Origin of the sequence: Blautia sp. MCC283 (assembly GCF_018785565.1) — a bacterium.
In the GTDB taxonomy this organism is placed as follows: Bacteria; Bacillota; Clostridia; order Lachnospirales; family Lachnospiraceae; genus Blautia_A.
Genome location: NZ_WQQB01000032.1, coordinates 48,131 through 72,382, shown reverse-complemented (window position 1 = coordinate 72,382; position 24,252 = coordinate 48,131). Strand labels below are relative to the sequence as shown.

General features: G+C 44.0%; 22 protein-coding genes and 1 pseudogene. 22 read left to right on the top strand and 1 reads right to left on the bottom strand.

Features of this window, described 5'->3' with window-relative positions; translation table 11 throughout:
* The first annotated feature begins 69 nt into the window (after positions 1-69).
* The 16 genes from GPK81_RS11400 to GPK81_RS11325 all read left to right on the top strand — a co-directional run bounded on the left by GPK81_RS11400 (position 70) and on the right by GPK81_RS11325 (position 17,228).
* Entirely contained in the window at positions 70-1,260 is a 1,191-nt protein-coding gene (locus GPK81_RS11400) for a hypothetical protein (RefSeq protein WP_215707053.1), read from the top strand.
* A gap of 105 nt (positions 1,261-1,365) precedes the next feature.
* Positions 1,366-2,418 carry a 16S rRNA (cytosine(1402)-N(4))-methyltransferase RsmH gene (gene rsmH, locus GPK81_RS11395; protein ID WP_215707052.1) on the top strand — a complete coding sequence of 351 codons (1,053 nt, stop codon included), beginning with the start codon at positions 1,366-1,368 and terminating at the stop codon, positions 2,416-2,418.
* Positions 2,419-2,621: 203 nt separating this feature from the next.
* Positions 2,622-3,653, top strand: a complete 1,032-nt coding sequence (locus tag GPK81_RS11390; protein WP_021977541.1) for a hypothetical protein — start codon at positions 2,622-2,624, stop codon at positions 3,651-3,653.
* A gap of 5 nt (positions 3,654-3,658) precedes the next feature.
* A complete protein-coding gene (locus GPK81_RS11385; protein WP_021977542.1) occupies positions 3,659-4,816 on the top strand; it encodes a PucR family transcriptional regulator in 1,158 nt (385 codons plus the stop codon).
* Positions 4,817-4,818: 2 nt separating this feature from the next.
* The gene (locus GPK81_RS11380) at positions 4,819-6,084 is read left to right on the top strand and encodes a cytosine permease (protein ID WP_059085206.1); all 1,266 of its coding nucleotides are present in this window, start codon (positions 4,819-4,821) and stop codon (positions 6,082-6,084) included.
* Entirely contained in the window at positions 6,085-7,476 is a 1,392-nt protein-coding gene (gene pepV / locus GPK81_RS11375; RefSeq protein ID WP_021977544.1) for a dipeptidase PepV, read from the top strand.
* Positions 7,477-7,585: 109 nt separating this feature from the next.
* Positions 7,586-8,044, top strand: coding sequence for a GtrA family protein (locus GPK81_RS11370; protein ID WP_021977545.1), 459 nt, complete (start codon positions 7,586-7,588; stop codon positions 8,042-8,044).
* Between the two features lie 39 nt (positions 8,045-8,083).
* Entirely contained in the window at positions 8,084-9,445 is a 1,362-nt protein-coding gene (locus GPK81_RS11365) for an MATE family efflux transporter (RefSeq protein WP_021977546.1), read from the top strand.
* 152 nt (positions 9,446-9,597) lie between these two features.
* On the top strand, positions 9,598-9,807 hold the full coding sequence (locus GPK81_RS11360; RefSeq protein WP_021977547.1) for a DUF1858 domain-containing protein: 210 nt from the start codon (positions 9,598-9,600) through the stop codon (positions 9,805-9,807).
* Between the two features lie 123 nt (positions 9,808-9,930).
* A complete protein-coding gene (locus GPK81_RS11355) occupies positions 9,931-10,548 on the top strand; it encodes an anthranilate synthase component II (RefSeq protein WP_215707051.1) in 618 nt (205 codons plus the stop codon).
* A 116-nt stretch (positions 10,549-10,664) separates the two neighbouring features.
* Positions 10,665-12,068, top strand: coding sequence for an aminodeoxychorismate synthase component I (pabB, locus tag GPK81_RS11350; RefSeq protein ID WP_215707050.1), 1,404 nt, complete (start codon positions 10,665-10,667; stop codon positions 12,066-12,068).
* Between the two features lie 78 nt (positions 12,069-12,146).
* On the top strand, positions 12,147-12,938 hold the full coding sequence (locus GPK81_RS11345) for an aminotransferase class IV (RefSeq protein WP_118064368.1): 792 nt from the start codon (positions 12,147-12,149) through the stop codon (positions 12,936-12,938).
* Between the two features lie 267 nt (positions 12,939-13,205).
* Positions 13,206-14,117 carry a 1-phosphofructokinase gene (gene pfkB, locus GPK81_RS11340; protein WP_118071153.1) on the top strand — a complete coding sequence of 304 codons (912 nt, stop codon included), beginning with the start codon at positions 13,206-13,208 and terminating at the stop codon, positions 14,115-14,117.
* A 20-nt stretch (positions 14,118-14,137) separates the two neighbouring features.
* On the top strand, positions 14,138-16,051 hold the full coding sequence (locus tag GPK81_RS11335) for a PTS fructose transporter subunit IIABC (RefSeq protein ID WP_215707049.1): 1,914 nt from the start codon (positions 14,138-14,140) through the stop codon (positions 16,049-16,051).
* A 105-nt stretch (positions 16,052-16,156) separates the two neighbouring features.
* A complete protein-coding gene (locus GPK81_RS11330) occupies positions 16,157-16,414 on the top strand; it encodes an HPr family phosphocarrier protein (RefSeq protein ID WP_015525831.1) in 258 nt (85 codons plus the stop codon).
* 70 nt (positions 16,415-16,484) lie between these two features.
* Complete coding sequence (locus tag GPK81_RS11325; protein WP_021977553.1) at positions 16,485-17,228, top strand: DeoR/GlpR family DNA-binding transcription regulator; 744 nt, start codon at positions 16,485-16,487, stop codon at positions 17,226-17,228.
* A 70-nt stretch (positions 17,229-17,298) separates the two neighbouring features.
* Here GPK81_RS11325 and GPK81_RS11320 read toward each other — a convergent pair whose 3' ends face one another.
* On the bottom strand, positions 17,299-17,553 hold the full coding sequence (locus GPK81_RS11320) for a hypothetical protein (protein ID WP_021977554.1): 255 nt from the start codon (positions 17,551-17,553) through the stop codon (positions 17,299-17,301).
* 191 nt (positions 17,554-17,744) lie between these two features.
* Here GPK81_RS11320 and larE point away from each other — a divergent pair.
* The 6 genes and pseudogenes from larE to GPK81_RS11290 all read left to right on the top strand — a co-directional run bounded on the left by larE (position 17,745) and on the right by GPK81_RS11290 (position 24,221).
* Positions 17,745-18,565: pseudogene (larE, locus tag GPK81_RS11315) on the top strand (ATP-dependent sacrificial sulfur transferase LarE).
* Position 18,566: 1 nt separating this feature from the next.
* The gene (gene tsaA / locus GPK81_RS11310) at positions 18,567-19,256 is read left to right on the top strand and encodes a tRNA (N6-threonylcarbamoyladenosine(37)-N6)-methyltransferase TrmO (RefSeq protein WP_215707048.1); all 690 of its coding nucleotides are present in this window, start codon (positions 18,567-18,569) and stop codon (positions 19,254-19,256) included.
* Positions 19,257-19,401: 145 nt separating this feature from the next.
* Positions 19,402-19,683, top strand: coding sequence for a DUF2325 domain-containing protein (locus GPK81_RS11305; protein WP_015525835.1), 282 nt, complete (start codon positions 19,402-19,404; stop codon positions 19,681-19,683).
* 181 nt (positions 19,684-19,864) lie between these two features.
* Entirely contained in the window at positions 19,865-21,184 is a 1,320-nt protein-coding gene (locus tag GPK81_RS11300; protein WP_021977557.1) for an aspartate kinase, read from the top strand.
* A 265-nt stretch (positions 21,185-21,449) separates the two neighbouring features.
* The gene (locus GPK81_RS11295) at positions 21,450-21,671 is read left to right on the top strand and encodes an HPr family phosphocarrier protein (protein WP_021977558.1); all 222 of its coding nucleotides are present in this window, start codon (positions 21,450-21,452) and stop codon (positions 21,669-21,671) included.
* 183 nt (positions 21,672-21,854) lie between these two features.
* Complete coding sequence (locus GPK81_RS11290) at positions 21,855-24,221, top strand: ATP-dependent DNA helicase (protein ID WP_021977559.1); 2,367 nt, start codon at positions 21,855-21,857, stop codon at positions 24,219-24,221.
* Positions 24,222-24,252: the final 31 nt, after the last annotated feature.

The following is a 24,252-nucleotide window of genomic DNA, read 5'->3' as shown; positions in this document are numbered from 1 at the left end:
ATAGAAAGCTTCTGGCAGTCTGTAGAAATACAGATTGTCAGGAGCTTTTTTTATACAGGGGAAAGAACTATGAAAAAGAAAATTTTTATTATTACTGGAGTGCTTCTGTGTATTCTGGCAGGAATAGTTATCGTGCCTTCTGTGATCAGAACCAGACAGGCAGCAAAAGAATTTGAAAAAGATTTTCATGCATCCGCCAATTCCGGGGCAGATTCTGCGGGGATAGATTCTGAAGATGAGCCAGCTGCGGAGAACGAAGAAGTTTCAGAGGAAGAAGAGAAGAAAGCGTTTGAGCTGGATACGTATTTGGATCACAGAGATATGACTCACCGGTTGTATATTTACGACATGGATTATATTGAAAAGGCTATTTCCTTTGAGAAAAAAAGCCTTCAGGATTTTGAGGAGGTGATCCGGCAGAATCCGAAAATCCCGGATAACTTTAAACCACTTATGGAAGAATACTGCAAACGTATGTTCGAAAAATATCCGGATGTGGAACTTCGCCCTTTTTATCAGAATCTTCAGAGCCTGGAAGTTGTGGAATGTACCGAGGATGAACTGTTGAAAGTCAGCTGGGATGTTTATTCCTGTGGATGCTACGTGAAATCAGAGAACAAGATTTATGTGCTGAAAGATAAAGAATACGAAGAAGGAACCTGGGATTATCAGGTGATCTTTCATGAACTGAGCCATTGTCTGCGGGACAGCCATTATACAGATGAAGATGGAAACAAAGTATACATTCAGTTTGCGGGACTGAATTATTATGATGTTCCCAATGCGGAGGCAATCAATTCCCTGTTTGCGGTAAGCCTTTTTGATTATGAGGAAAAGGATATTGCCTATCAGATGCAGAGCAATGCTCATAAAATAATGATCGAATGCATGGACAATTATTCTCTGGATGATTATGTGAATCACAGTCTGGGATATTATGCAAAACAGCTGGATGAATATAATCAGGATGACAACTATGCAACAACGATCCTGACGCTGATGGATGAGCAGTACCACGATTACTACGATGAAAAGACATCGGAGAACCCGGAAAAATATTACCCGATCTATGATTATATTTCCAACATGTATCTGGGAAAACATCTGAACGCAGGGATGAGCCTGGAAGAAGCCAGAGGGATTATGGATGAGATGCTGGAAAAACTCCTCTTTGACGTCCCGGAGGAATATCATATAGATAGAGATCATTTTTATGAGTATCTGAAGAAGTATTATACAGAGAGATTTTCTGCCGCATAGCTGGAAGTTTTCCGTTTGCGATGATTCCGACAGTTTACGAAAAAAGGGATTCATGGTATCATGAAAGAAACAGGGCAGATCATGCCAGAGGATAAGGAGAATTTTATGAACCAGGAATCACAGACACCGCATAAGAGGCGTGTACGATATAAAGGAAAATATCCGAAGAAATTTGAGGAGAAATATAAAGAGCTTCAGCCTGAGAAATATAAAGATACCATTGAACATGTGATCAGCAAGGGGAATACACCGGCTGGAATGCATATTTCCATTATGGTGAAAGAGATCATTGATTTTCTGGAGATCAAGCCGGGGCAGGTTGGATTTGATGCCACACTTGGATACGGTGGACATACCAGAGCTATGCTGGAATGTCTGAAAGGCCAGGGCCATATGTATGCCACAGATGTGGACCCGGAAGAGTCTGCCAAGACCAGAAAACGTCTGGCAGAGCAGGGCTTCGGGGAAGATATCCTGACAATTAAGCTCCAGAATTTCTGCACCATTGATGAGATCGCGAAAGAAGTCGGGGGCTTTGATTTTATCCTGGCGGATCTTGGGGTATCTTCCATGCAGATCGACAATCCAAAGAGAGGTTTTTCTTTTAAAGTGGACGGACCTCTGGATCTAAGACTGAACCAGGAGTCCGGGATCAGTGCGGCGGAGCGTCTGGATACCATTTCCAGAGAAGAACTTGCCGGAATGCTGGATGAGAATTCCGATGAGCCGTACTGTGAGGAAATCGCCAAAGCCATCACCGATGAGATTCGTAAGGGCAACCGCATAGATACCACCACGAAACTTCGGGAAGTGATCGAAAAGACTCTGGATTTCCTTCCGGAAAAAGAGAAAAAAGACACGGTCAAAAAAACATGCCAGAGAGTCTTCCAGGCACTGCGTATTGATGTGAACCGGGAATTCGAAGTTCTCTATGATTTTATGGAAAAACTCCCCGGAGCTTTGAAACCAGGCGGACGTGTGGCAATCCTTACCTTCCATTCCGGAGAAGACAAACTGGTAAAGAAAGCACTGAAACAGGGATACAAAGAAGGAATTTATTCTGATTATTCCAAAGATGTGATCCGACCGTCTGCTCAGGAATGCGCTCAGAATGGACGTGCCAGATCAACGAAGATGCGCTGGGCGATAAAAGCATAAATGATGATCTCCATAAGCCATGGCAAAAAATAAGCCATGGCTTATTTTTTGAAAAAATTACAAATTTTTGTTCTGTATTTTGGAATAATTCCATACAAATTAAAAAATCACTGTGCTATCATGTTAAACAATTACAGTGACCTGGAAAAGTTAAAGATCAGATAAATATTTTTCGGGACACCACGAATTGGAAAGGAAAAAACATGGATATCACACTTGAAACAGCAGCAGATAAGCTGGTAAAAGAAATTTTTGGCGTGAAGCCTGAAGAAACTGTGATCATCACAGCAGATGATGATTCGGATGCATCGGTTGTAGAAGCAGTAAAAAACAGTGCAAAAAATGCAGGAGCACATGCAATGGTAATTTCAGTTCCCACACCAGGGGGAGTAGGAAAAGCAGCAGATCCGGATCTTCCGGTCGATGCGTTAAGTGCAGCACTTCTCTGTGCAGATGTATGGATCGAATTTAATCATCAGTGGCTTCTTTATTCCACACCATTTGAGCGTGCAGAAGCAGAGAACAAAAAAATGCGTTACATGTGTCTGGTAGATTTTAACCCTGACCTCATGATCCGTACCATCGGCAATGTGGAGACAGAGCAGCTCAAAAAATTTATGCTTGCGATCACTGAAAAAACAAAAAATGCAAAGAACATGCGTGTCACAACTCCGGCTGGATGTGATATATCATTTGAAATCGATCCTGGCCATTATACAGCATGTGACTGCGGAAACGCAACAGTACCAGGAATCCATATGCTTACAGGACAGATCAATGTTGTGCCGCGATTTGGAAGCATCAATGGCGTGATCGTTTTTGACGGATCTGTAACCCCACCTTTTGGAACCACACCGGATGCGCCGATCCGTCTTACAATTGAAAACAGTAAAATCGTAAAAATTGAAGGAGGCCGTGATGCAGCCATTTTTGAAGAGCATTTGAAAAGCTTTGAAGATGAGGGAATGTTCAAGCTTGCACATATTGCGTATGGGTTTAATCCAGGAGCGGTTCTTACCGGCAATATTGTGGAGGATGAGCGTGTATGGGGATCCACAGAGTGGGGAATTGGTTATGTCAGCCCATTTGACGCTCCGCCGCACGGACAGGATGCAAAATCCCACTGTGATGGCATTTGCCTGAATTCTTCTGTATGGCTTGATGGTGTACAGATCATGGATGAAGGGAGAATAACAGATCCATATCTGAAAGAGCTGGCTGCATTCAGAGAATAAATAATATGAACATATCTTTATTGCAGGTTTTAAATGCACCTTTGTTTGAGAATGTAAAAATTTTGTCAGGACGGGCCGGACTTGGCCGGATCGTAAAGCGGGCATCTGTTTTTGATGCGCCATTTAAAGAGGATGTGCTGGAGAAAGATATTCTGGCACCTGGAGATTTTTTTATCACATCTCTTTTGCAGTTTCAGCCGAAATCAGAAGAACTGATGCAGGTTCTGGCGCTTCTTGTAAAAGGAAACTGCAGTGGGCTCTGTGTGATGATGGAGGAGAGAGCAGAGCTTTTTTCGAAAGAAATGCTTGCTTTCTGTGAAGAGAAGCAGTTTCCTGTGATCTGTATGAGGGAAGATATTTCTTATGCAGAGGTCCTTGGAGTTATTAATCAATGTATCCTGGAAGAACAGACAAATGTGCTTAATCAGCTGAAACTGGATAAGATCCTAGCATCGAGGACTCTGCCCCAGGAGCGAATGAAGATCCTTTTTAGCATTAATCCGGGGATCAGGGAGTACGTACAGGCTGTTTATATCCGGGATGAACGGCGGAAGATCACACAAAGAAAAAAAACAGGAGAAGTCTGTTCATCTTTTGATATATTTATTCCGGCGGATAACTATGATATCTGTATTTTGAGTGCAGATTCCAGGAAGGAACTGGAACAGCATAAAAATGTAGTGTGTGAACAGCTTTTGAGAAGCTATCATAACCGCAGACTTGGAATTGGCAGACCTTATGCCAGATACAGAGTAGAACGAACACTTCTTGAAGCAGGAGACGCCCTGGACATGGCACAGGCATCGGACCGGAGGCAGCAGGTCTATGATCCATTGTCTCCGCAGCAGCTTCTTTTGCCTATCAGGGGAAGTCGGGAAATGCAGGAATTTTATGACGAATTTTGTCGAGAGATTGCGGCGAAAACAACGGAAGAAGGCATGGAGGACATGCTTCTTACAACAAGGGCGTATGTACAGTGCAATGGAGATTTTAAAAAAACTGCCAAAAAACTGAAACAGCACGAGAATACGATCCGTTATCGTATTAACCGTCTGAGAAATTATCTTGATGTGGAAGAACAGCCGTTGCTTTTTCATGAGATCATTTCTCTGGCTGTGCGGATCGAATCTATGCTGGAGATAAAAAAGAATAAAGAGGTATGAGAGTGGAACAGGAAAAGAAAACAGGAAATGTGGAATCTGTCACATTGGAACAGGTTCCGATGGAAGAGAGAAAAAGCTGGGCAGATGTTGCCATGATCCAGGCGGGAATTATGATCTGTGTGCCCAGTCTGATGCTGGGAGGAATCCTGGCAGAGTCTATGCCGATGTCTCAGGCCATCTGGTCAGGGGTAATCGGATATGCAGTGATCGTGGCGTTGATGATATTTTGTGGAATCATGGGAAGTGATCTTGGTGTACCGACATGTGTTGTTGCATCTGGCGTTTTTGGAAAACAGGGATCATCAAAGCTGATCTCTGCATTATTTATGATCTCCATGATCGGTTGGTTTGCAGTGCAGAACGGTGTCTGTGGCTCTGCATTTTCCAATCTGATCGAAGCAAGCACAGGAGTAAAAATCCCGATTCCGGTATCAACGGTTGTGTGGGGAATAATCATGCTGGTTACAGCTGTATATGGAATCAATGCTCTGGATAAACTGAATAAGATTGCCATTCCTGCACTTGTGATCGTAACTGTGATCGGGTGTGTGGTAGCAATCCAGCGTTTCGGAACCGGAAATTTAAGTATGACTATCGAAGATCCGGCCATGAGCTTTGCAGATGGAGTTGTACTTACTATCAGTTTTATGGCCACCGGCGCCTTGAATGCACCTGATTTTACCAGATATCAGAGAACAAGAAAAGATACAGTCCTTTCTTCTGCTATCGGTGTGATGCCGGCAGGAATGGCTATGCTTATTCTCGGAGCGGTAATGACGAGAATTGCCCAGCAGTATGACATTTCACTTGTATTTTCTAATATTGGCCTTCCGTTCCTTGGAATGGTCGTACTGATCCTAGCAACCTGGACAACGAATACTACCAATGCCTACAGTGCAGGCTTAAATGCAGTTATGGTATTCAATCTGAAAGAAAGCGGCCGTTCTATGGCAACGGTTATACTTGGAGCTGTGGGAACAGTTCTGGCAGCTGTTGGTGTAGCCGGAAATTTTGAGGGATTTCTTACACTTCTTGGAAATGCGTTTATGCCGATCATTGCTCTGTTTATTGTGGAATACTGGAGCCTTGGGAAAGGAAAAGCAGAGAACTTTACATTACGTGAAGGATGGTCAGTGGCTGGAATCGTGACCTGGGCTCTTGGTTTTGCAGCTACGTTTTTGACTGTGGGAATTTCTTTTATCAATGGAATGCTGGTTTCCGGAATCCTGTATCTGGTGTGGAGACTGGTAAAAAAAGGTGATAAATAAATGGCTAGAGAATATGTAGAAAAAAATACAGCGGAAATGGTCAGATGTCTAAAAGAACTGGTAGCTATTCCCGGGATTTTTGAGGATGCACCATCTAAAGGAGCACCTTTTGGAAAAAATATCCAAAAATCTCTGGAGTACGTCCTTAGAATGGGACAGCAAATGGGATTTCAGGTAAAAAATTATGATGGTTATGCCGGAGAGATCACTGCCGGAGAGGGAAACAGGATGATCGGAATCCTCTGCCATACAGATGTGGTCAGTGCAGGAGAGGGATGGAACACAGATCCGTTTGATCCTGTGGAAAAAGATGGAAAGCTTTATGGAAGAGGAACTTCAGATGATAAAGGCCCTCTGGTGTCTTCACTTTTTGCTATGAAATATCTTGCAGATAATCAGTTGATTCCAAAAGATACCTGTCTTCGCATGATTGTGGGAACCGATGAGGAAGAGAGCTGGCAATGTATTCGTTATTATCTGGATCATGCAGAAATACTTCCACAGGTATCTATCGTACCAGATGCTAATTTTCCACTTTTATACTGCGAAAAAGGACTTCTTGACTTTGATCTTTCTTCTGTGGAATCTGTGGATGAAAGAGCAGAGATACAAATTGTGGAATTAAAAGGTGGACGTAGCAGAAATATTGTTCCGGACGAGGCGTCCTGTCTTCTGAAATGTGAAGATCCGAAGGCGGCAGTAAAAAGCATTGCGCTTCCGGAACAGGTTACAGCAAAGATCACAGATGGATTTTTGAAATTGTCAGTCAGAGGGATCAGTACACATTGTATGAGTCCGGAAAAAGGGTTTAATGCAGTTTCCTGTCTTCTGGAAACGCTGGGACAATTTGGCGAAAAACTTTCTCATGCTTCTTATATGAAATGTTTTCATCAGGCCATAGGAATGGATTATGACGGAGAGCGTCTGGGCTGTGCCATGGAGGATTCCGCAGGGGCACTGACGTTTAATGTGGGAACTGTGAATATGGATGAAAATGGAAGGATTTTTCTGCAGTGTAATATTCGTTATCCTGCATCTGTGGAGTATAATGATATTCGGGAGCTGCTGGAGAGACAGCTGAAAAAATATGGCTTCTTTTATAATGAAGTAGATTATCTGGCTCCGGTGTACCATAAAAAGGACTCAGCACTGATCCGGTGTCTGATGGAGGCCTATCAGGAAGTGACAGGGGATATGGATACAGAGCCAATGGCTATTGGCGGAGCTACCTATGCAAGGGCACTTCCTAATGCTGTGGCATTTGGGCCGCTGTTTCCGTATGAGGAAGAACTGGCTCATGAAGCAAATGAATTTTTAAGCATTGAGAGTCTGCAGAAAATGACCGAAATTTTTGTAAAAGGTCTTTACAAACTGATGACAGAATATAGATAAAAACATTAAAGAAACAAACTATAGAAATATCCTGGAATGCGTTGACATCCAGGATATTTTTTGCTATAGTATACAAGTTTACATATGACAAAGAAGAAAGGATATGGATATGGAGGAAAAAAGAGACATTTTTGACAGACTGATGCATCTTCCTGTATTGAACATATTTGAACCTTTTTATAAAAAACATAAGGAAGTTCTGATGTATCTGTTCTTTGGCGGGATCACATTTTTTCTGAATATAGCACTGTATGCATGGCTGGACGGCATGCTCGGAATAAATGCGCTGATCGCCAATGTGATCTGCTGGGTAGTCTGCGTACTGTTTCAGTATTTTACAAACAGGACCTGGGTATTCGACGGTCAGGTAGATTCGGCAGCCGGATTTTTAAAGCAGATGGCTTCGTTTTTCGGAGGAAGACTCTTTACTCTGGTTGTGGAAGAAGCGATCCTTGCAGTATTCATTACCTGGCTTGGATTTAACAGCATGGCAGTGAAGCTGATCGCTCAGGTGGTTGTGATCGTATTGAATTATATAATCAGTAAATTAATTGTTTTTAAAAAATAAAAAATGTTTATATTTACGAGAAAGGAGTTGAGTTAAAAAATGGCAAAAGATAAGACCAATGATATGACTGTGGGAAATCCGGTGAGCCTGATCATCCGGTTTATGATTCCCATGTGTCTTGGAAATATTTTTCAGCAGTTTTATAACATTGCGGATTCCATTGTTGCGGGTCAGTTCCTGGGAGTAGATGCGCTGGCTGCAATCGGAAGCACCGGTTCACTGATGTTTTTTGTTACCGGATGGCTTAACGGACTGAGCAGTGGCTTTGCCATTCTGGTATCCCAGTGGTTCGGGGCGAAGCAATATGATAAGATGCGTCATTACGTAGCTATGTCCATTTATCTGGCAGCAGCCTTTGCCATTGTGATGACCATTGGCTTTGAGGCTTTGAATGAACCGATTCTGCGGCTGATGAATTCACCGGAGGATCTGATGGGATCTGTGAAGGGATATATGGGAATTATTTATGCAGGCCTGATCGTAACAGCGGCATATAATTCACTGGCAGCGTTTCTCCGTGCACTTGGAGATTCAAAATCTCCGCTGTATTTTCTGATCATTTCGGCAGTGATCAATGTGTTCCTGGATATTCTGTTTATTGTAAAAATCGGGATGGGAGTGGAAGGCTGTGCCTATGCTACGGTTATCGCGCAGGCAATTTCCGCAGTCTGCTGCCTGATCTATATTATCAAAAAGTTCCCGATCCTGCATCTGAAGAAAGAAAACTTTGAAGTTTCTTTTACCAGCTTCCGTTATCTGCTGGCCCTTGGTATTCCCATGGGACTTCAGTTTTCCATCACAGCGATCGGAACCATTATTGTGCAGGGTGCGGTAAATATTTACGGTTCTGTATATATGGCAGGATTTTCCGCTGCGGGAAAAATACAGAATATCATTGCAACTGTATTTGTAGCTTTTGGTGCGACGATGGCAACCTATGTAGGACAGAACCGGGGCGCCGGAAAGATGGACCGTGTAAAAGCAGGAATGAAATATACCCAGATCATGCTCCTGATCTGGAGTGTGATCACTATGATCATTATGTTCTTTTTCGGAAAGTACATGACCTGGTTATTTATTGACAAATCCCAGACGGATGTTATTAATGTTTCTGTTACTTATTTTCATACGGTATTCTGGGCATATCCGTTCCTTGGAAGTATCTTCCTCTACAGAAACGGACTTCAGGGACTGGGATATGGCTTGGTTCCCATGCTGGGCGGTGTGTTTGAACTGGCGGCAAGAAGTGCAATCGTTATGTTTGTTGCAGGAAAAACAAGTTTTGCAGGTGTATGTCTGGCAGATCCTGCCGCATGGATCGCAGCGCTGATCCCTCTGATCCCGTATTATATTTATGTGATGAAAAAGTGGAGCAGGGGAAAAAAGGAAACTGCTGCCTGAGTGGGTATAATACAGAAAATGAAAAGAATAAATTTAGGCTTGCAATTATGGAAGATACAGTTATAATGATATTATAACTGCGGAAAAAACCAGGAAACCAGGAAACCGGGATTCCGGGTAAGATTACAGATCCAGAAGGGAGAATATAGATCATGGAAATCACAAAGGAAACAACAATGGGCGAGATGCTTGCATACGATGAGAAGATCGCATACATCCTTATGCAGGAAGGAATGCACTGCATCGGCTGTCCGTCTTCTATCGGTGAGTCTCTTGAGGAGGCATGTATGGTACACGGACTTGACGTAAACGTAGTACTGGCAGACATCCATCACTATGAGGAAACCAAGAAACAGAAATAATCAGTACTATCACTGATCTTATAACGTTATAACGTACAGATTACGGACCGTAAGGGATAACGACTGTGCATGCCTTTTTGGCATGCCGGCGTTATCCCTTTTTTTATATATGGAGGAAAAAACATGTATGTCATGATCGACAATTTTGATTCATTTGTATATAATCTGAAGGCATATTTTCAGGAACTGGGAAGAGAGATACTGGTTAAACGCTGTGATGAGATCACTCTTAAGGAGCTGGAAGCGATGAATCCGGAAGGGATTATTCTTTCGCCGGGACCGAAACGTCCCTGGGATGCGAAGCTTTGTGTAGATACGGTAAAAAAATTTCAGGGAAGGATTCCGATCCTGGGTGTCTGTCTGGGCCATCAGGTTATCGGCCACTGCGCGGGAGCAGTAGTGGAAAAGGGAGCACGTCCCATGCACGGAAAAGTAACAGAGATCCACAATTACGGAACCGGTGTGTTTGCAGGCCTGCCGGAGAAATATAAGGTGACAAGATATCATTCCCTGATCGTCCGGGAAGACAGCATCCCGGAGGAATATCAGGTGGATGCAGTTTCGGATGACGGAGCTGTTATGGGAATTTCCCACAGGGCACTGCCGTTATACGGCGTACAGTTCCATCCGGAAGCTGTTCTTACGGAATATGGCCATGAGCTTCTTGAGAATTTCTGTAAGATTGCAGAAGAATTTCAGCAGGAAAAGGACGGAGAACTGTCAGAGGAGAAAACTGCATAAATAAAAATAACCCGGAATAGAATGCGGTGCTTTGTATTCATGAAAATATGACAGAGTGCGGTACGGATATCAGATCTGCTGCACAGATAAAACCGGGAACATACAGGAGTAAAAATATGTACAAAAATCAGCGAATCATAAAAGAACTGACCCCATATATCCCGGCAGTTGACATCTTCCGGATCTACGAGAAAGAACCGGGATCTGCATTCCTGGATTCCTCTCTTGTGAATGAACTGGGACATTATTCTGTGATCGGAAGATGCCCCTATCTGAAGCTGGTAAAAGACGGAGAGATTTTTACCATCAATGGAAAAACGGAGACAGAAACAACCTTTGAAGATTATATGCGGGAATATTTGGATACCCATGAGGATAAAAATGACAGTGGACTTCCCATTGTATCCGGAGCCGTAGGATATTTTTCCTATGATTACGGAAGAAAACAGATGGGAGTACCATCCGGGGAAAAAGATCTCGTAACTATTCCGGAAGCGGTTCTGACGTTTTATGACTGTTTTGTTGTGGAAGACTGTCAGGAAAAAAGAACGTATCTTGTGGCAAATGGGATCAGCGGGGATGCCGCAGCGCAGATCGGTGCGATGGAAAAAGCAATCCTGGAATCTATAAAAAACAGGAAACAGGAAGAATCGGAAACTGGGGAAAATATAAATGCCTGGAATTCTCACCGTGAGAAATTCAAGATCCAGATCCATCCAAACTTTGAGAAAGAAGAATACAAGCAGGCAGTGGACCGGATGATCCGGTATATTATAGAAGGTGATATCTACATTGCCAATATGACACAGCAGCTGACCATTGAAAGCGAAAAACAGCCGCTGGATGTTTTTTATGATCTCCGGAAAAATAATCCCTCTCCTTTTGGCGGATATCTGGATTTCGGAGAGTATCAGATTATCTGTGCCTCTCCGGAGCGGTTCCTGAAAATGAAAGACCGTCATGTGAACACCCGTCCCATAAAAGGGACACGAAAACGTGGCGAAACGCCTGAGGAAGATGAAATGCTCCGCCAGGAACTTGCAGATTCCGGAAAAGATAAAAGTGAGCTTCTGATGATCGTAGATCTGGAACGAAATGATCTGAACCGGGTATGTACACCGGGAAGCGTGAAAGTAACTGAACTTTTTACAGTGGAAGCATATGCCACAGTATTTCATCTGGTGTCGGATATTGAGGGAACACTGGAAGATGGAAAAAATGTGATGGACCTTCTGGAAGCTACGTTCCCCGGTGGTTCTATTACCGGTGCACCGAAATACCGCGCTATGGAGATCATTGATGAACTGGAGCATGGAAAAAGAAATCTCTATACCGGTTCCATCGGCTATCTGACACTAGATGGCAGCTGCGATTTTAACATCGTGATCCGTACAGCCCTTCATAAAAACGGGAAATATCATCTTGGTGTCGGTGGCGGGATCACGGCAGAGTCAGATCTGGAATTTGAGTATGAGGAAACACTGCAGAAAGCGAAAGCAATCCTGGATGCACTGCAGTAGGGGACATACGGAATAACGGAAGACTAAGAAAGATTCTGCAGACGGGCCGGGAGACCTGATGCAAAAGGGAGGATGGAGATGAACGTAACATTAGATGAATGTTTTCAGTTTGGCCTGGGAGCATTTGAAACCATAGGGATCGAACAGGGAATTCCCATACTGCTGGATAAACACCTGAAAAGACTGGAACGTGCCGCAGATTTCCTGAAACTGGGAAGCTTGTCAGAACGGGGGATCACTGCACGGAAGATTGAAAAATATCTGGAAGAACAGAAAATGCGCACAGAAGTACAAAAGGAATTTGGAAACCTGGAGCACTGTGCATTAAAGATCATGCTTACCAAGGAAAACATGGTTTATTCTCTTCGTGCCAATCACTATACACCGGAAAAATATGAGAAAGGTTTTTTCATAGATATCAGTGCGGTAAAACGAAATGAAACCTCACCGCTGGTATATCACAAAACCATGAATTACGGAGACTGTATCCTGGAAAAAAGAAACGCCACGGCAGCAGGAATGGATGAGCGGCTGTTTCTCAATACAAAAGAACAGGTTTCTGAAGGTACGGTAAGTAATGTATTTTTTGTGAGAAACGGCGTGATCTGTACGCCACAAGTCAGTTGCGGCCTTCTTCCGGGGATCCTTCGGGAGTATCTCTGTGAAACAGAAGATGTGGAAGAGACAGACATCTATGTTCAGGACCTGAAGCGGTATCAGGAATGTTTTGTTACCAATTCCCTGATGGGAATCATGCCAGTGCGTCAGATCGGGGGAATTCGGTTTGAGGAAGACCGAGTGACAAAGGAGCTGATGAGAAAATATCAGGACATGGTACAGGAGACGATAAATAAGAAGAAAGACAGATGAAACGATATGGAGTGCCAGATTCTGTGAATGACCATGACTGAAATGAATGAAAATGACTGAGATAATCAGGGATAAAAGTGTATCAACCTGGAAAAACTAGGATTGATGCACTTTTTTTGTGCAAACTCAACCAAAAACAGTCATAAATTTTGTGAAGTAGTTTGATTGACTTTGAATGAATTTGGAAGTATACTAAGTTCAACAAATGAGAAACAACAAAAAGCGGTCAGAAACCCGCAGAATAAAAGATATGGGGAGGAGAAAGAAATGATCTGCACAGTTACTTTTAATCCATCTCTGGACTATATCGTTTCCGTAGAGGACTTCAAGCTTGGACTTACCAACCGTACCAGTTCTGAGCTGATGCTTCCGGGCGGAAAAGGAATCAACGTTTCCACCGTGCTGATGAACCTTGGAATTGAGAATACAGCACTTGGTTTCATGGCAGGATTCGTAGGAGATGAGATTGTAAGAAAGCTTGAGGAGATGGGAGTGAAATCCGATTTTATCAAGATCCCGGAAGGCGTTTCCAGAATCAACCTGAAGCTGAAATCCATTGACGGAACCGAGATCAACGGAATGGGACCTAAAATCAGCGCAGAAAAAGTTCAGGAGCTGATGGAGAAACTTGACACACTGAAAGAAGGAGATGTGCTTTTCCTGGCAGGAAGCATTCCATCATCCATGCCGGATGACATGTACGAGAAGATCATGGCGAGACTGGACGGAAGAGGCGTGATGATCGTTGTGGATGCAACAAGAGATCTTCTTGTAAACGTTTTGAAATATCATCCGTTCCTTGTGAAACCCAACAACCATGAACTGGGAGAAATCTTCGGAGTCGAGCTTAAGACCCGTCAGGATGTGATCCCTTACGGAAAGAAACTCCAGGAAAAAGGTGCCAGAAATGTACTGATTTCCATGGCCGGTGAAGGAGCTGTCCTGGTAGCAGAAGACGGACAGGTATTTGAGAAACCGGCACCGAAGGGAACACTGGTAAACGGCGTAGGAGCCGGAGATTCCATGGTAGCAGGCTTTATGGCAGGCTGGATGGAAAAACAGGATTACGAATACGCTTTCCACATGGGGATTTCCGCAGGAAGCGCAAGTGCATTTTCTGAAAATCTTGCCACGAAGGAAGAGATTCAGGCGGTATATAAACAGGTAACAGAGGGGTAAATAAGAAAGGAGAAGGGAAGATGAGAATCACAGATCTGCTTGACAAACGAAGCATATCGCTGGATGCAGCACCGAAGACAAAATCCGAAGCGCTGGACATGGCCGTAGATCTTATGGTAAAAAGCGAAAAGATCAGCGACCGGGAAGCTTATCGGAAACAGGTGTATTTAAGAGAGGAAGAAAGTACAACAGGAATCGGTGAGGGAATCGCCATTCCTCATGGAAAATGTGACGCGGTAAAGAAACCGGGACTTGCTGCCATGGTAGTAAAAAACGGCGTGGAATTTGAGGCACTGGACGATGAACCGGTCACCCTTCTTTTCCTGATCGCGGCACCGAATACAGAAGACAACATTCATCTGGATGTACTCAGCAAACTTTCCGTGATGCTGATGGATGATAATTTTACAGAGTCCTTACGTAACGCGAAATCTGTAGATGAATTTATGGAGATCATCGACAAGGCAGATGATGAGAAAAAAGATATCGACGAGAGACTGGCAGATACAGGAAGTTCCGAAGGAGCCAGAGCCAAACTGCTGGCAGTTACTTCATGCCCCACAGGTATTGCCCACACCTACATGGCAGCAGAAGGACTGGAAAAAGCAGCGAAGGCGAAAGACTGTTTCATTAAAATAGAGACAAGAGGCTCCGGCGGAGCAAAAAATGTACTTACGGATCAGGAGATCCAGGAAGCAGACTGCATTATCGTAGCAGCAGATGCCAAGGTTCCTATGGACCGTTTCGATGGAAAGAAAGTCATCGAATGTCAGGTTTCCGACGGAATCAGCAAGGCAGACCAGCTGGTTGACCGTGCCATTTCCGGAGATGTTCCGGTATATCATGGGGCAGCAGGCAGCCAGAGTTCTTCCTCAAATGCAAAAGCAGGCGGCGGAGCAGGCCACAAGATCTACATGCAGCTGATGAACGGTGTATCTCATATGCTTCCACTGGTTGTTGGCGGTGGTATCCTGATCGCCCTTGCATTTCTGATTGATGGTTTAAGCGTAGATTTAAGTTCCCTTCCGGCAGACCAGAGAGCAAACTTTGGTACCATCACACCGGTAGCGGCTGTTCTGAAAAATATTGGTGGAACCGCATTTGGGTTCATGCTTCCTGTACTGGCCGGCTTTATCGCAATGGCTATCGGTGACAGACCGGCACTTGCAGTTGGCCTTGTAGGCGGTATGATCGCAGCAAACGGAAAATCCGGTTTTCTTGGAGCTCTTCTTGCAGGTTTCCTTGCAGGATATCTGATCCTGGGACTTCGTAAAGTCTGTGATAAACTTCCGGAAGCTCTGGAAAAAATCGCACCGGTACTGATCTATCCGGTTGTTGGTGTCCTTCTTATGGGACTTTGTATGACATTCATTGTAGAGCCGATCATGGGTGGTATCAATACAGGATTAAATAATGCCTTGACAGGCATGGGAAATTCAAGTAAAGTAATTTTAGGACTGGTTCTCGGTGGCATGATGGCCATTGATATGGGAGGCCCGTTCAACAAAGCAGCATATGTATTTGGTACAGCGGCCATTGCGGCAGGTAACTATGACATTATGGCAGCAGTTATGGTAGGAGGCATGACTCCTCCATGTGCTATCGCACTTGCATCCCTGCTGTTTAAAGACAAATTTACAAAAGAAGAGCGTGAGGCAGGACCGACAAACTTTATCATGGGACTTGCATTTATTACAGAAGGAGCTATTCCTTTTGCAGCATCTGACCCGATCCATGTACTTCCGTCCTGTATCGTCGGTTCCGCAGTAGCCGGAGCGATCTCCATGTTCTTCAACTGTACACTGATGGCACCGCACGGCGGAATCTTCGTATTCCCGGTTGTAGGTAACGCACTGATGTATCTGGTCGCACTGGTTGTGGGAACTCTGATCTCAGCAATACTTCTCGGTGTACTGAAGAAAAAAGTTGCTTAAATTTTTAACCAAACTGCGGAGCAGTTATTTGGTTATGAGCAAGTAGCGAAGCGGATTGCGAATATCCGCTTGACAATTAAAAATAAAAACCTGGAGGATAAAAAAATGAAAGAATTCAAGTATGTAGTAACAGATAACGAAGGAATCCATGCACGTCCGGCAGGAGAGCTTGTGAAACTTGTAAAAGGCTTCGAGTCCAAGATCACAATCGAGAAAGACGGTAAGACTGTAGAGTGCAGAAAGCTTCTTGCACTTATGGGCCTTGGCGTAAAGAAAGGCCATGAGGTTACCTTCACATTCGATGGTGCAGACGAGGATGCAGCATACGAGGCAGTAAGCAAATTCATGCAGGAGAACCTGTAATTTCTGAATGAGTGAACAGAAGACATCCCGGTCCGGCTGATCGGGGTGTCTTTTTTAAAGGAGGAAAAACATGCTGACGGAGCAGAGATATGAGATCATACTCGGCCTTCTCAGAGAAAAAAACAGTGTCACGGTAACAGAACTGAAAGATATCCTGAATGCATCGGAATCCACGGTTCGCAGAGATATCACAGCACTTTACAAGGCAGGAAAACTGACCAGGGTTTTTGGCGGCGCAGTGGCACTGGAGCATACAGTCAATGCTTATGAGCCTACTGTAGCCCAAAAATCCGAGCTTAATATCGAGGAAAAAAAGAAGATCGCAGCTTATGCGGCATCTCTGATCCAGCCGGAGGATTTTGTATATCTGGATGCGGGAACGACGACCGGATATATGCTGGAACATCTTAACGGCTCCAGGGCGACTTTTGTGACCAACGGTGTTTCCCATGCAAGGACCCTGGCCCAGATGGGAATCCGTGTGCTGCTGATCGGCGGGGAGTTGAAAGGCTCCACGGAAGCGGTGATCGGAAGCCAGGCCATGCAGATGCTGAAGAATTATCATTTTACCAAGGGCTTTTTTGGAACCAACGGAATGACCCAGAGAGAAGGCTTTACCACACCGGAGGCCAATGAGGCACTGGTAAAACGAACAGCTATGGAGCAGTGCCTGGAAAAATATGTAGTGTCCGACAGTTCCAAATTCGGACAGATCAGTGCGGTGACGTTCTTTTCATTTGAAGGGGCGGTAATCCTGACGGAAAACTGTTCCAGAGAATATAAGGACTGCAGAAATATTCAGATCGTATCATAGAAAATTATAAAATGAAAAGATTATAAAAAAACCGGTTTGGAAGAAAATTCTTCGGAACCGGTTTTTGTGATCAGTTTTCCTTGGAGATCATGGATTCCAGATCTTCCACAGAAATGTCTTTCTTATGCATCAGTTTGAGAAGACGTTTCAGCTCTGCGGCTTCTTCTGCTTTCTTGGCTGCTTTATGAATTTCCTCCAGCTGAGCTGCAAGAGCAGTTTTCTCATCTTCCAGAGCTGCAATCTTCTCTGTGTAGGCAGCAATCTTGGAATCTACTTTGGAAATCTTTTCGTTCAGTACTTCTACTTTGGTACGTCTCTGTCCCATATGAAACCTCCTGATAAAATATTATTACTTATACAATAGCATAAAAGGTCTGAAAATACAATTATCAATTATATTTCATATTGACTTAGTGGGGAAAGTATGATAACTTAACGGAATGCGAACAGGAATGATCGTTTCAGATAAAAATAAATGGCAAAATTGTAATAGAAATTAAAGAGGTGAAGAAAACAATGGAAGAAAAAGAATTACAGGAAGCATTAAAAAAAGAAGAAGATCTGAAAGTCTATTTCCGCCAGCTGAAAAGCGTGGCGGTTGCCTTTTCGGAGGTGTGGATTCCACCTATCTTCTGAAAACAGCTCATGATACTCTTGGAGATCAGGTGATTGCGGTAACTGCAAAGTCCTGTTCTTTTCCGGAGAGAGAACTGAAAGAGGCGATCCACTTCTGCGAAAAAGAAGGCATCCGTCACTTTGTATGTGAATCCGAGGAACTGGACATTGAAGGCTTTTCCCATAATCCGAAGAACCGATGTTATATCTGTAAGCACGAGCTGTTTGAGAAGATCATCAACATCGCAAAGGAGCAGAAGATCGCATATATCGCAGAAGGCTCCAATATGGATGACAACGGAGATTACAGACCAGGGCTTCAGGCAGTGGCAGAACTTGGGGTGACAAGTCCTCTGCGCCATTCCAAGCTTGCGAAAGAAGAAATCCGTATCCTGTCCAGAAATCTGGGACTTCCTACCTGGGATAAGCAGTCTTTTGCCTGTCTTTCTTCCAGATTTGTTTACGGAGAAGAGATCACAAGGGATAAACTTTCCATGGTAGATAAAGCAGAGCAGCTTCTTCTGGATCTGGGATTCCATCAGGTTCGTGTGCGGATCCACGGAATGATGGCCCGCATTGAAGTGGAACCGAGAGAATTTTCCAAAGTTCTGGAAAACCGGGAAAAGATCACAAAAGAGTTTAAGACATATGGCTTTACCTATGTTACAATGGATCTGACAGGCTACCGGACAGGAAGCATGAACGAAACATTGGGAGAGTAATATGAAAATAATTGCAAGGATCAGAAGTGATTTTCCAACAAAATTTGGAATCCCGCGCCAGAGCGGCCGTGTGGAAGAACTGACAGCCCGTGTTGTTTTTGAACCGGAATACCGGGTACGTGAAGCGGTGAAGGGGCTGGAAGATTTTTCACATATCTGGCTGCTCTGGGAATTTTCTAAGGCAATCCGTGAGAACTGGTCACCTACGGTACGTCCGCCACGTCTGGGCGGGAATGAAAGGATGGGTGTATTTGCCACCAGATCCCCCTTCCGTCCAAATCCGGTAGGGCTGTCTTGCGTGAAACTGGAAAAGATCGATCTGGAGAGCAAAGAAGCCCCTGTACTGATCGTATCCGGTGCGGATCTGATGGACGAAACCCCCATCTATGATATCAAGCCATATCTGCCGGCGGCAGACTGCCATCCGGAAGCTCTGGGCGGCTTTGCGGCAAAAGTGGAGCAGCATTTCCTGAAAGTGGAGATCCCCGAAGAATGGAAGGCAAAGATCCCGGAAGATAAGATCTCTGCCCTGGAAGGGGTGCTTAAAGAAGACCCAAGACCTGCATACCAGAAAGATCCGGAGCGGATATATGGAATGCCTTTTGCAGGAATGGATGTACATTTCCAGGTAAAAGAGGGCATACTTACTGTATGCGGGATCACAGAATATAAAAAATCTGACAAAATTTAAAATTACCTTTGACAAACTTTTTAAGGCATGGTATTATAATAAACGAGTTAGCAAATACTAACTCAATATTTTAAACCAAGAGTTAGTTAAAGATAACCAGTAACAGTTATATAAAAAAAGTTCAGAGATCAAAGGAGAGTGAATTATGAGCGTTGTAATCGTAGGCGGTAATGAAAGAATGGTATGTCAGTATGAGGATATCTGTAAGGGATTCGGATGTAAGGCAAAAGTTTTTGCAAAAGAAAAAGGAGCCATGAAGAAAAAGATCGGTGTGCCGGATCTGATGATTCTGTTTACAAGTACCGTTTCCCACAAAATGGTAAACTGTGCAGTAGAAGAAGCAAAGAAAAAATCCATCCCTGTATGCCGCTGTCACACAAGCAGCGCTGCAGCTCTTGAGAATATTCTGAAACAGTACTGTGCATAAGAAACAGGTCAGGAGATACTTTTCTCTTGTATAATTTGACTTTTTTGCGGAAATGTAACGGAAAGACTTGCAAAATCATGAATTATTCAATAAAATAGCCGTAGGTTTCTGTGGTAAAGCGTTGCAGTGAATCGTGAATATGCAGCGCTGGAAGTCGAAATTACAGGTGAGAGGTGTTATCATGAAAAAAGTTGTAAAATTCGGTGGAAGTTCTCTTGCAAATGCGGAGCAGTTTCAGAAAGTGGGCGATATCATCCGCAGCGATGAGAGCCGCCGTTATGTAGTTCCGTCAGCTCCCGGAAAGAGATTTGACGAAGATATCAAAGTAACGGATATGCTTTACGGATGCTATGACGCAGCATCCAAAGGTGAGGATATCACTGAGAAACTTAATGCCATCAAAGAGAGATATTACGAGATCATCAAAGGTCTTGGGCTGAGCCTTTCTCTTGAAGACGAGTTCAAGAAGATCGATGAGGATTTCCGTGCACAGGCGGGAATTCAGTATGCGGCGTCCAGAGGAGAGTTCCTCAATGGTAAGATCATGGCTGCATACCTTGGATACGATTTCGTGGATGCGGCTTCAGTGATCCGTTTTGATAAAGACGGTAATCTGGAAGCGGAGGAGACAAATAAACTCCTTTCCAAGAAGCTCAGCAAATCCCAGCATGCGGTTATCCCGGGATTCTACGGAGCATGTGCGGATGGCACGGTGAAGACATTTTCCAGAGGTGGTTCTGATGTAACCGGATCCCTGGTTGCAAAAGCCATCCATGCAGATATTTATGAGAACTGGACCGATGTTTCCGGTTTCCTTGTAACAGATCCGCGTATCGTTCACAATCCGGAACCGATCGAGGCAATTACATACAGAGAGCTTCGTGAGCTTTCTTATATGGGTGCAACTGTTCTTCATGAGGATGCGATCTTCCCGGTTCGTAAAGAGGGAATTCCGATCAACATCCGTAACACAAACAGCCCGGAGGATAAGGGTACACTGATCGTGGAGAGCACCTGCAAAAAACCGAAATTTACCATTACCGGTATTGCCGGAAAGAAAGGTTTCTGTTCTATTAACATTGAGAAATCCATGATGAACAGTGAGATCGGTTTTGGCCGTAAGGTTCTCCAGGTATTTGAGGATCAGGGAATCAGCTTTGAGCATGTACCGTCCGGAATTGATACCATGACTGTATATGTTCACCAGGATGAATTTGAGGAGAAAGAGCAGCAGGTTATCGCAGGCATCCACCGTCTGGTACAGCCTGACTTTGTGGAGATGGAATCTGACCTTGCGCTGATCGCAGTTGTAGGCCGTGGAATGAAATCCCAGAGAGGTACTGCAGGAAGAATCTTCTCTGCTCTTGCTCACGCAAATGTAAACGTAAAAATGATCGATCAGGGTTCCAGTGAGCTGAATATCATCATCGGCGTTGAGAACCGTGATTTCGAAAAAGCTGTCAGAGCGATCTATGATATTTTTGTTCTGACACGGATCTGAACAAAATCCGAATATCCGCTTGACTCCGGAAGCAGTATCCGCCACAGGACATGTAACATACAGTCCTGTGGCGGATTTTTCTGTTAATCTGACCTGTTTATCCAAAAAAAATCCAAATAAATCTGACAAAATTTCCAAAGAAAAAGCAAAGATATTATACATTGTGTCGAAAAACACCTGACAGGAAATAAACAGTATTGACAAAAACTTAACTTTTGTGTAAAACAGACATATACAAAAACTTCAGAAAGGCAGGCGGTCAGCAATGGAGAAACAGATCAAACTGGATGAAAAAAGCGCACAGGAGTTTGTCAGTGCAGCCAGCAGATGCAATTTTGATATTGATGTATTTTACAACCGCATTATCATCGACGCAAAGTCAATCCTTGGACTTCTGAGTCTGGATCTGACAAAAACCCTGACAGTAAAGTGTTACGGAGAGGATGAAAATTTTAACCAGGTTCTTTCCAAATATGCGGTAGGCTGAGAAATATGAATAAAGAAAAAAGGTAATAAAAAGGCGCAGTTCATGAAAAGTAAAGCAGAACATGCGTCTTTTTTGATTGCAGAGAGATTTTTGTATGTGTTTTTGTGGTATAATCTTGAAATACAGCATTGCAGAAAAGGACAGCTGCAGGGTGAAGAACTCTGACAGCTGCAGGAGTAAATTATGGAAAAACCAAAAGTGCGAATTTCTGTCAGAAACCTGGTGGAATTTATACTGAGAAGCGGAGATCTGGATAACAGCCGTGGATCATCCGGAGATAAAGAAGCCATGCTAAAAGGTGGAAGACTTCACCGGAAGATCCAGCGAAGTATGAAGGGCAATTATCAGGCAGAAGTTTCCCTGAAAAGAGAAAGTGAATATGAAGATGTAATCATCCAGGTAGAAGGCCGCGCAGATGGAATTTTTACTGAGGACGGGGAGTTCTGGATTGATGAGATCAAAGGCACCTATGGAAATCTTCAGGCAATGGAGGTACCGGTACCTGTCCACCGCGCACAGGCAATGTGTTACGGGTGGATTTACGGAGAAAAAGAAGGCCTTTCCCAAATTGGGATCCAGATGACCTATTCCCATCTGGATACAGAAGACACCAGAAGGTTTCGAGAAATTTTTTCCATGGAGGAACTTAAAAACTGGTACCAGAAACTTCTGGATGATTACCATAAATGGATTTCCTGTTCGCTTTCCTGGAAAAAAGAACGGAATGCATCCATGAAAGATCTGCAGTTTCCGTTTCCTTACAGAGAAGGGCAGAGAGAGATCGTCAGTGGTGTATATCATACGGTTTCCAGTAAGAAAACGCTGTTTGTCCAGGCACCTACCGGAGTGGGAAAAACCATGTCTGCAATTTTTCCATCTGTACGTGCCATCGGAGAGGGGAAGGGCGAAACACTTTTTTACCTTACCGCAAAAACCATTACAGGAACAGTTGCCTGGGAAGCGTTCCATACTTTGCGTGAAAATGGACTGAAATTTAAGGTCACAGCCATTACCGCAAAAGAAAAGCTTTGTTTCCTGGATTCACCGGAATGTACACCGGAGAAATGCCCCTATGCGAAAGGACATTTTGACCGGGTGAACGATGCAGTCTATGAACTTTGGACAACCGAAGAGGTATATTCCAGAGAAGTGATCCGTGCTCATGCAGAAAAATGGCAGGTATGTCCTTTTGAGATGTGCCTGGATCTTTCCGTCTGGGTAGACGGGGTGATCTGTGACTATAATTACGCCTTTGATCCCAATGTCCATCTGAAACGCTTTTTCGGGGAAAATATTTCCGGAGATTATATTTTTCTCATTGATGAAGCGCATAATCTGGTAGAACGCGGAAGAGAAATGTACAGTGCGGAGATATCCAGACAGACACTTTTTACATTGCGGAAAAAAATCCGGAAACATTTTCCAAAACTCGCCAGGGCACTGGATAAAGCCAGCAGGCAGATGCTGGAACTGGAAGAGGATCTTAAGGCATCCCAAAATCCGTATCAGGTGCTTTCCAACCCAGGTGTACTGCCGGTTACGTTTCTTACCATTTCCGGTGAGCTGGAAGAAATTCTGGAAGAAAAAAATCTGGAAGAGGAGCTTCGAAAGGAGATCCTGGAATTTTATTTTGTTGTGCGTGATTTTCTGAATGTGTCAGAACTGGTGGATGAGAACTATGTGGTCTATACGGAATGCTTTGGGGAAAATGATTTCCGGCTGCGCCTGTTCTGCGTGAATCCGGCTGCAAACTTAAGTGAATACCTGAAAAAGGGAAGAAGTGCGGTATTTTTTTCCGCAACACTTTTTCCGATGTTGTATTACCGGGAACTTCTTACAACAGAAACAGATGCTTATGGAATTTATGTGCAGTCCCCGTTTTCGGCAAAAAACAGGAGAATTCTCATTGGAAGCGATGTAAGCAGCCGGTATACAAGAAGAAACCATACAGAGTACCGTAAGATTGCGGAATATATTTCCAGGTGTGTATGGCAGCGCCAGGGGAATTATATGGTGTTTTTTCCTTCCTATCGTCTGATGGAAGATGTATATCAGGTTTATGAGGAGGAATTTTCGGTAGACTGGGTGCGCTGTATCCGGCAGAATTCTGATATGACCGAACGGGAACGGGAGGAATTTCTGGAAGAATTTCAGAGCAGGGAAGGAACACTGGTAGGTTTCTGCGTACTTGGAGGAATTTTTTCCGAGGGGGTTGATCTTACAGGTGAAAGTCTGATCGGAGCGATCATAGTGGGAACCGGACTTCCGCAGATCGGCAGTGAGCGGGAGATCCTGAAAGAATATTATGACCGAAAGAAACAGAGCGGTTTTGATTATGCCTATCGTTATCCTGGTATGAATAAGGTTCTTCAGGCCGCCGGACGTGTGATCCGGACCAAAGAGGACAGAGGTGTGATCCTGCTTTTGGATGACCGTTTTCTGGGACGGGATTACGGAGAAATTTTTCCGAGGGAATGGAAAGACCGGAGCAGCTGCAGACTGAATACTGTAGAAGAGGCAGTAAGCAGGTTCTGGCGGTCGTTTACTTGACAGACGTAAGAAATCCGGTATACTGATAGAG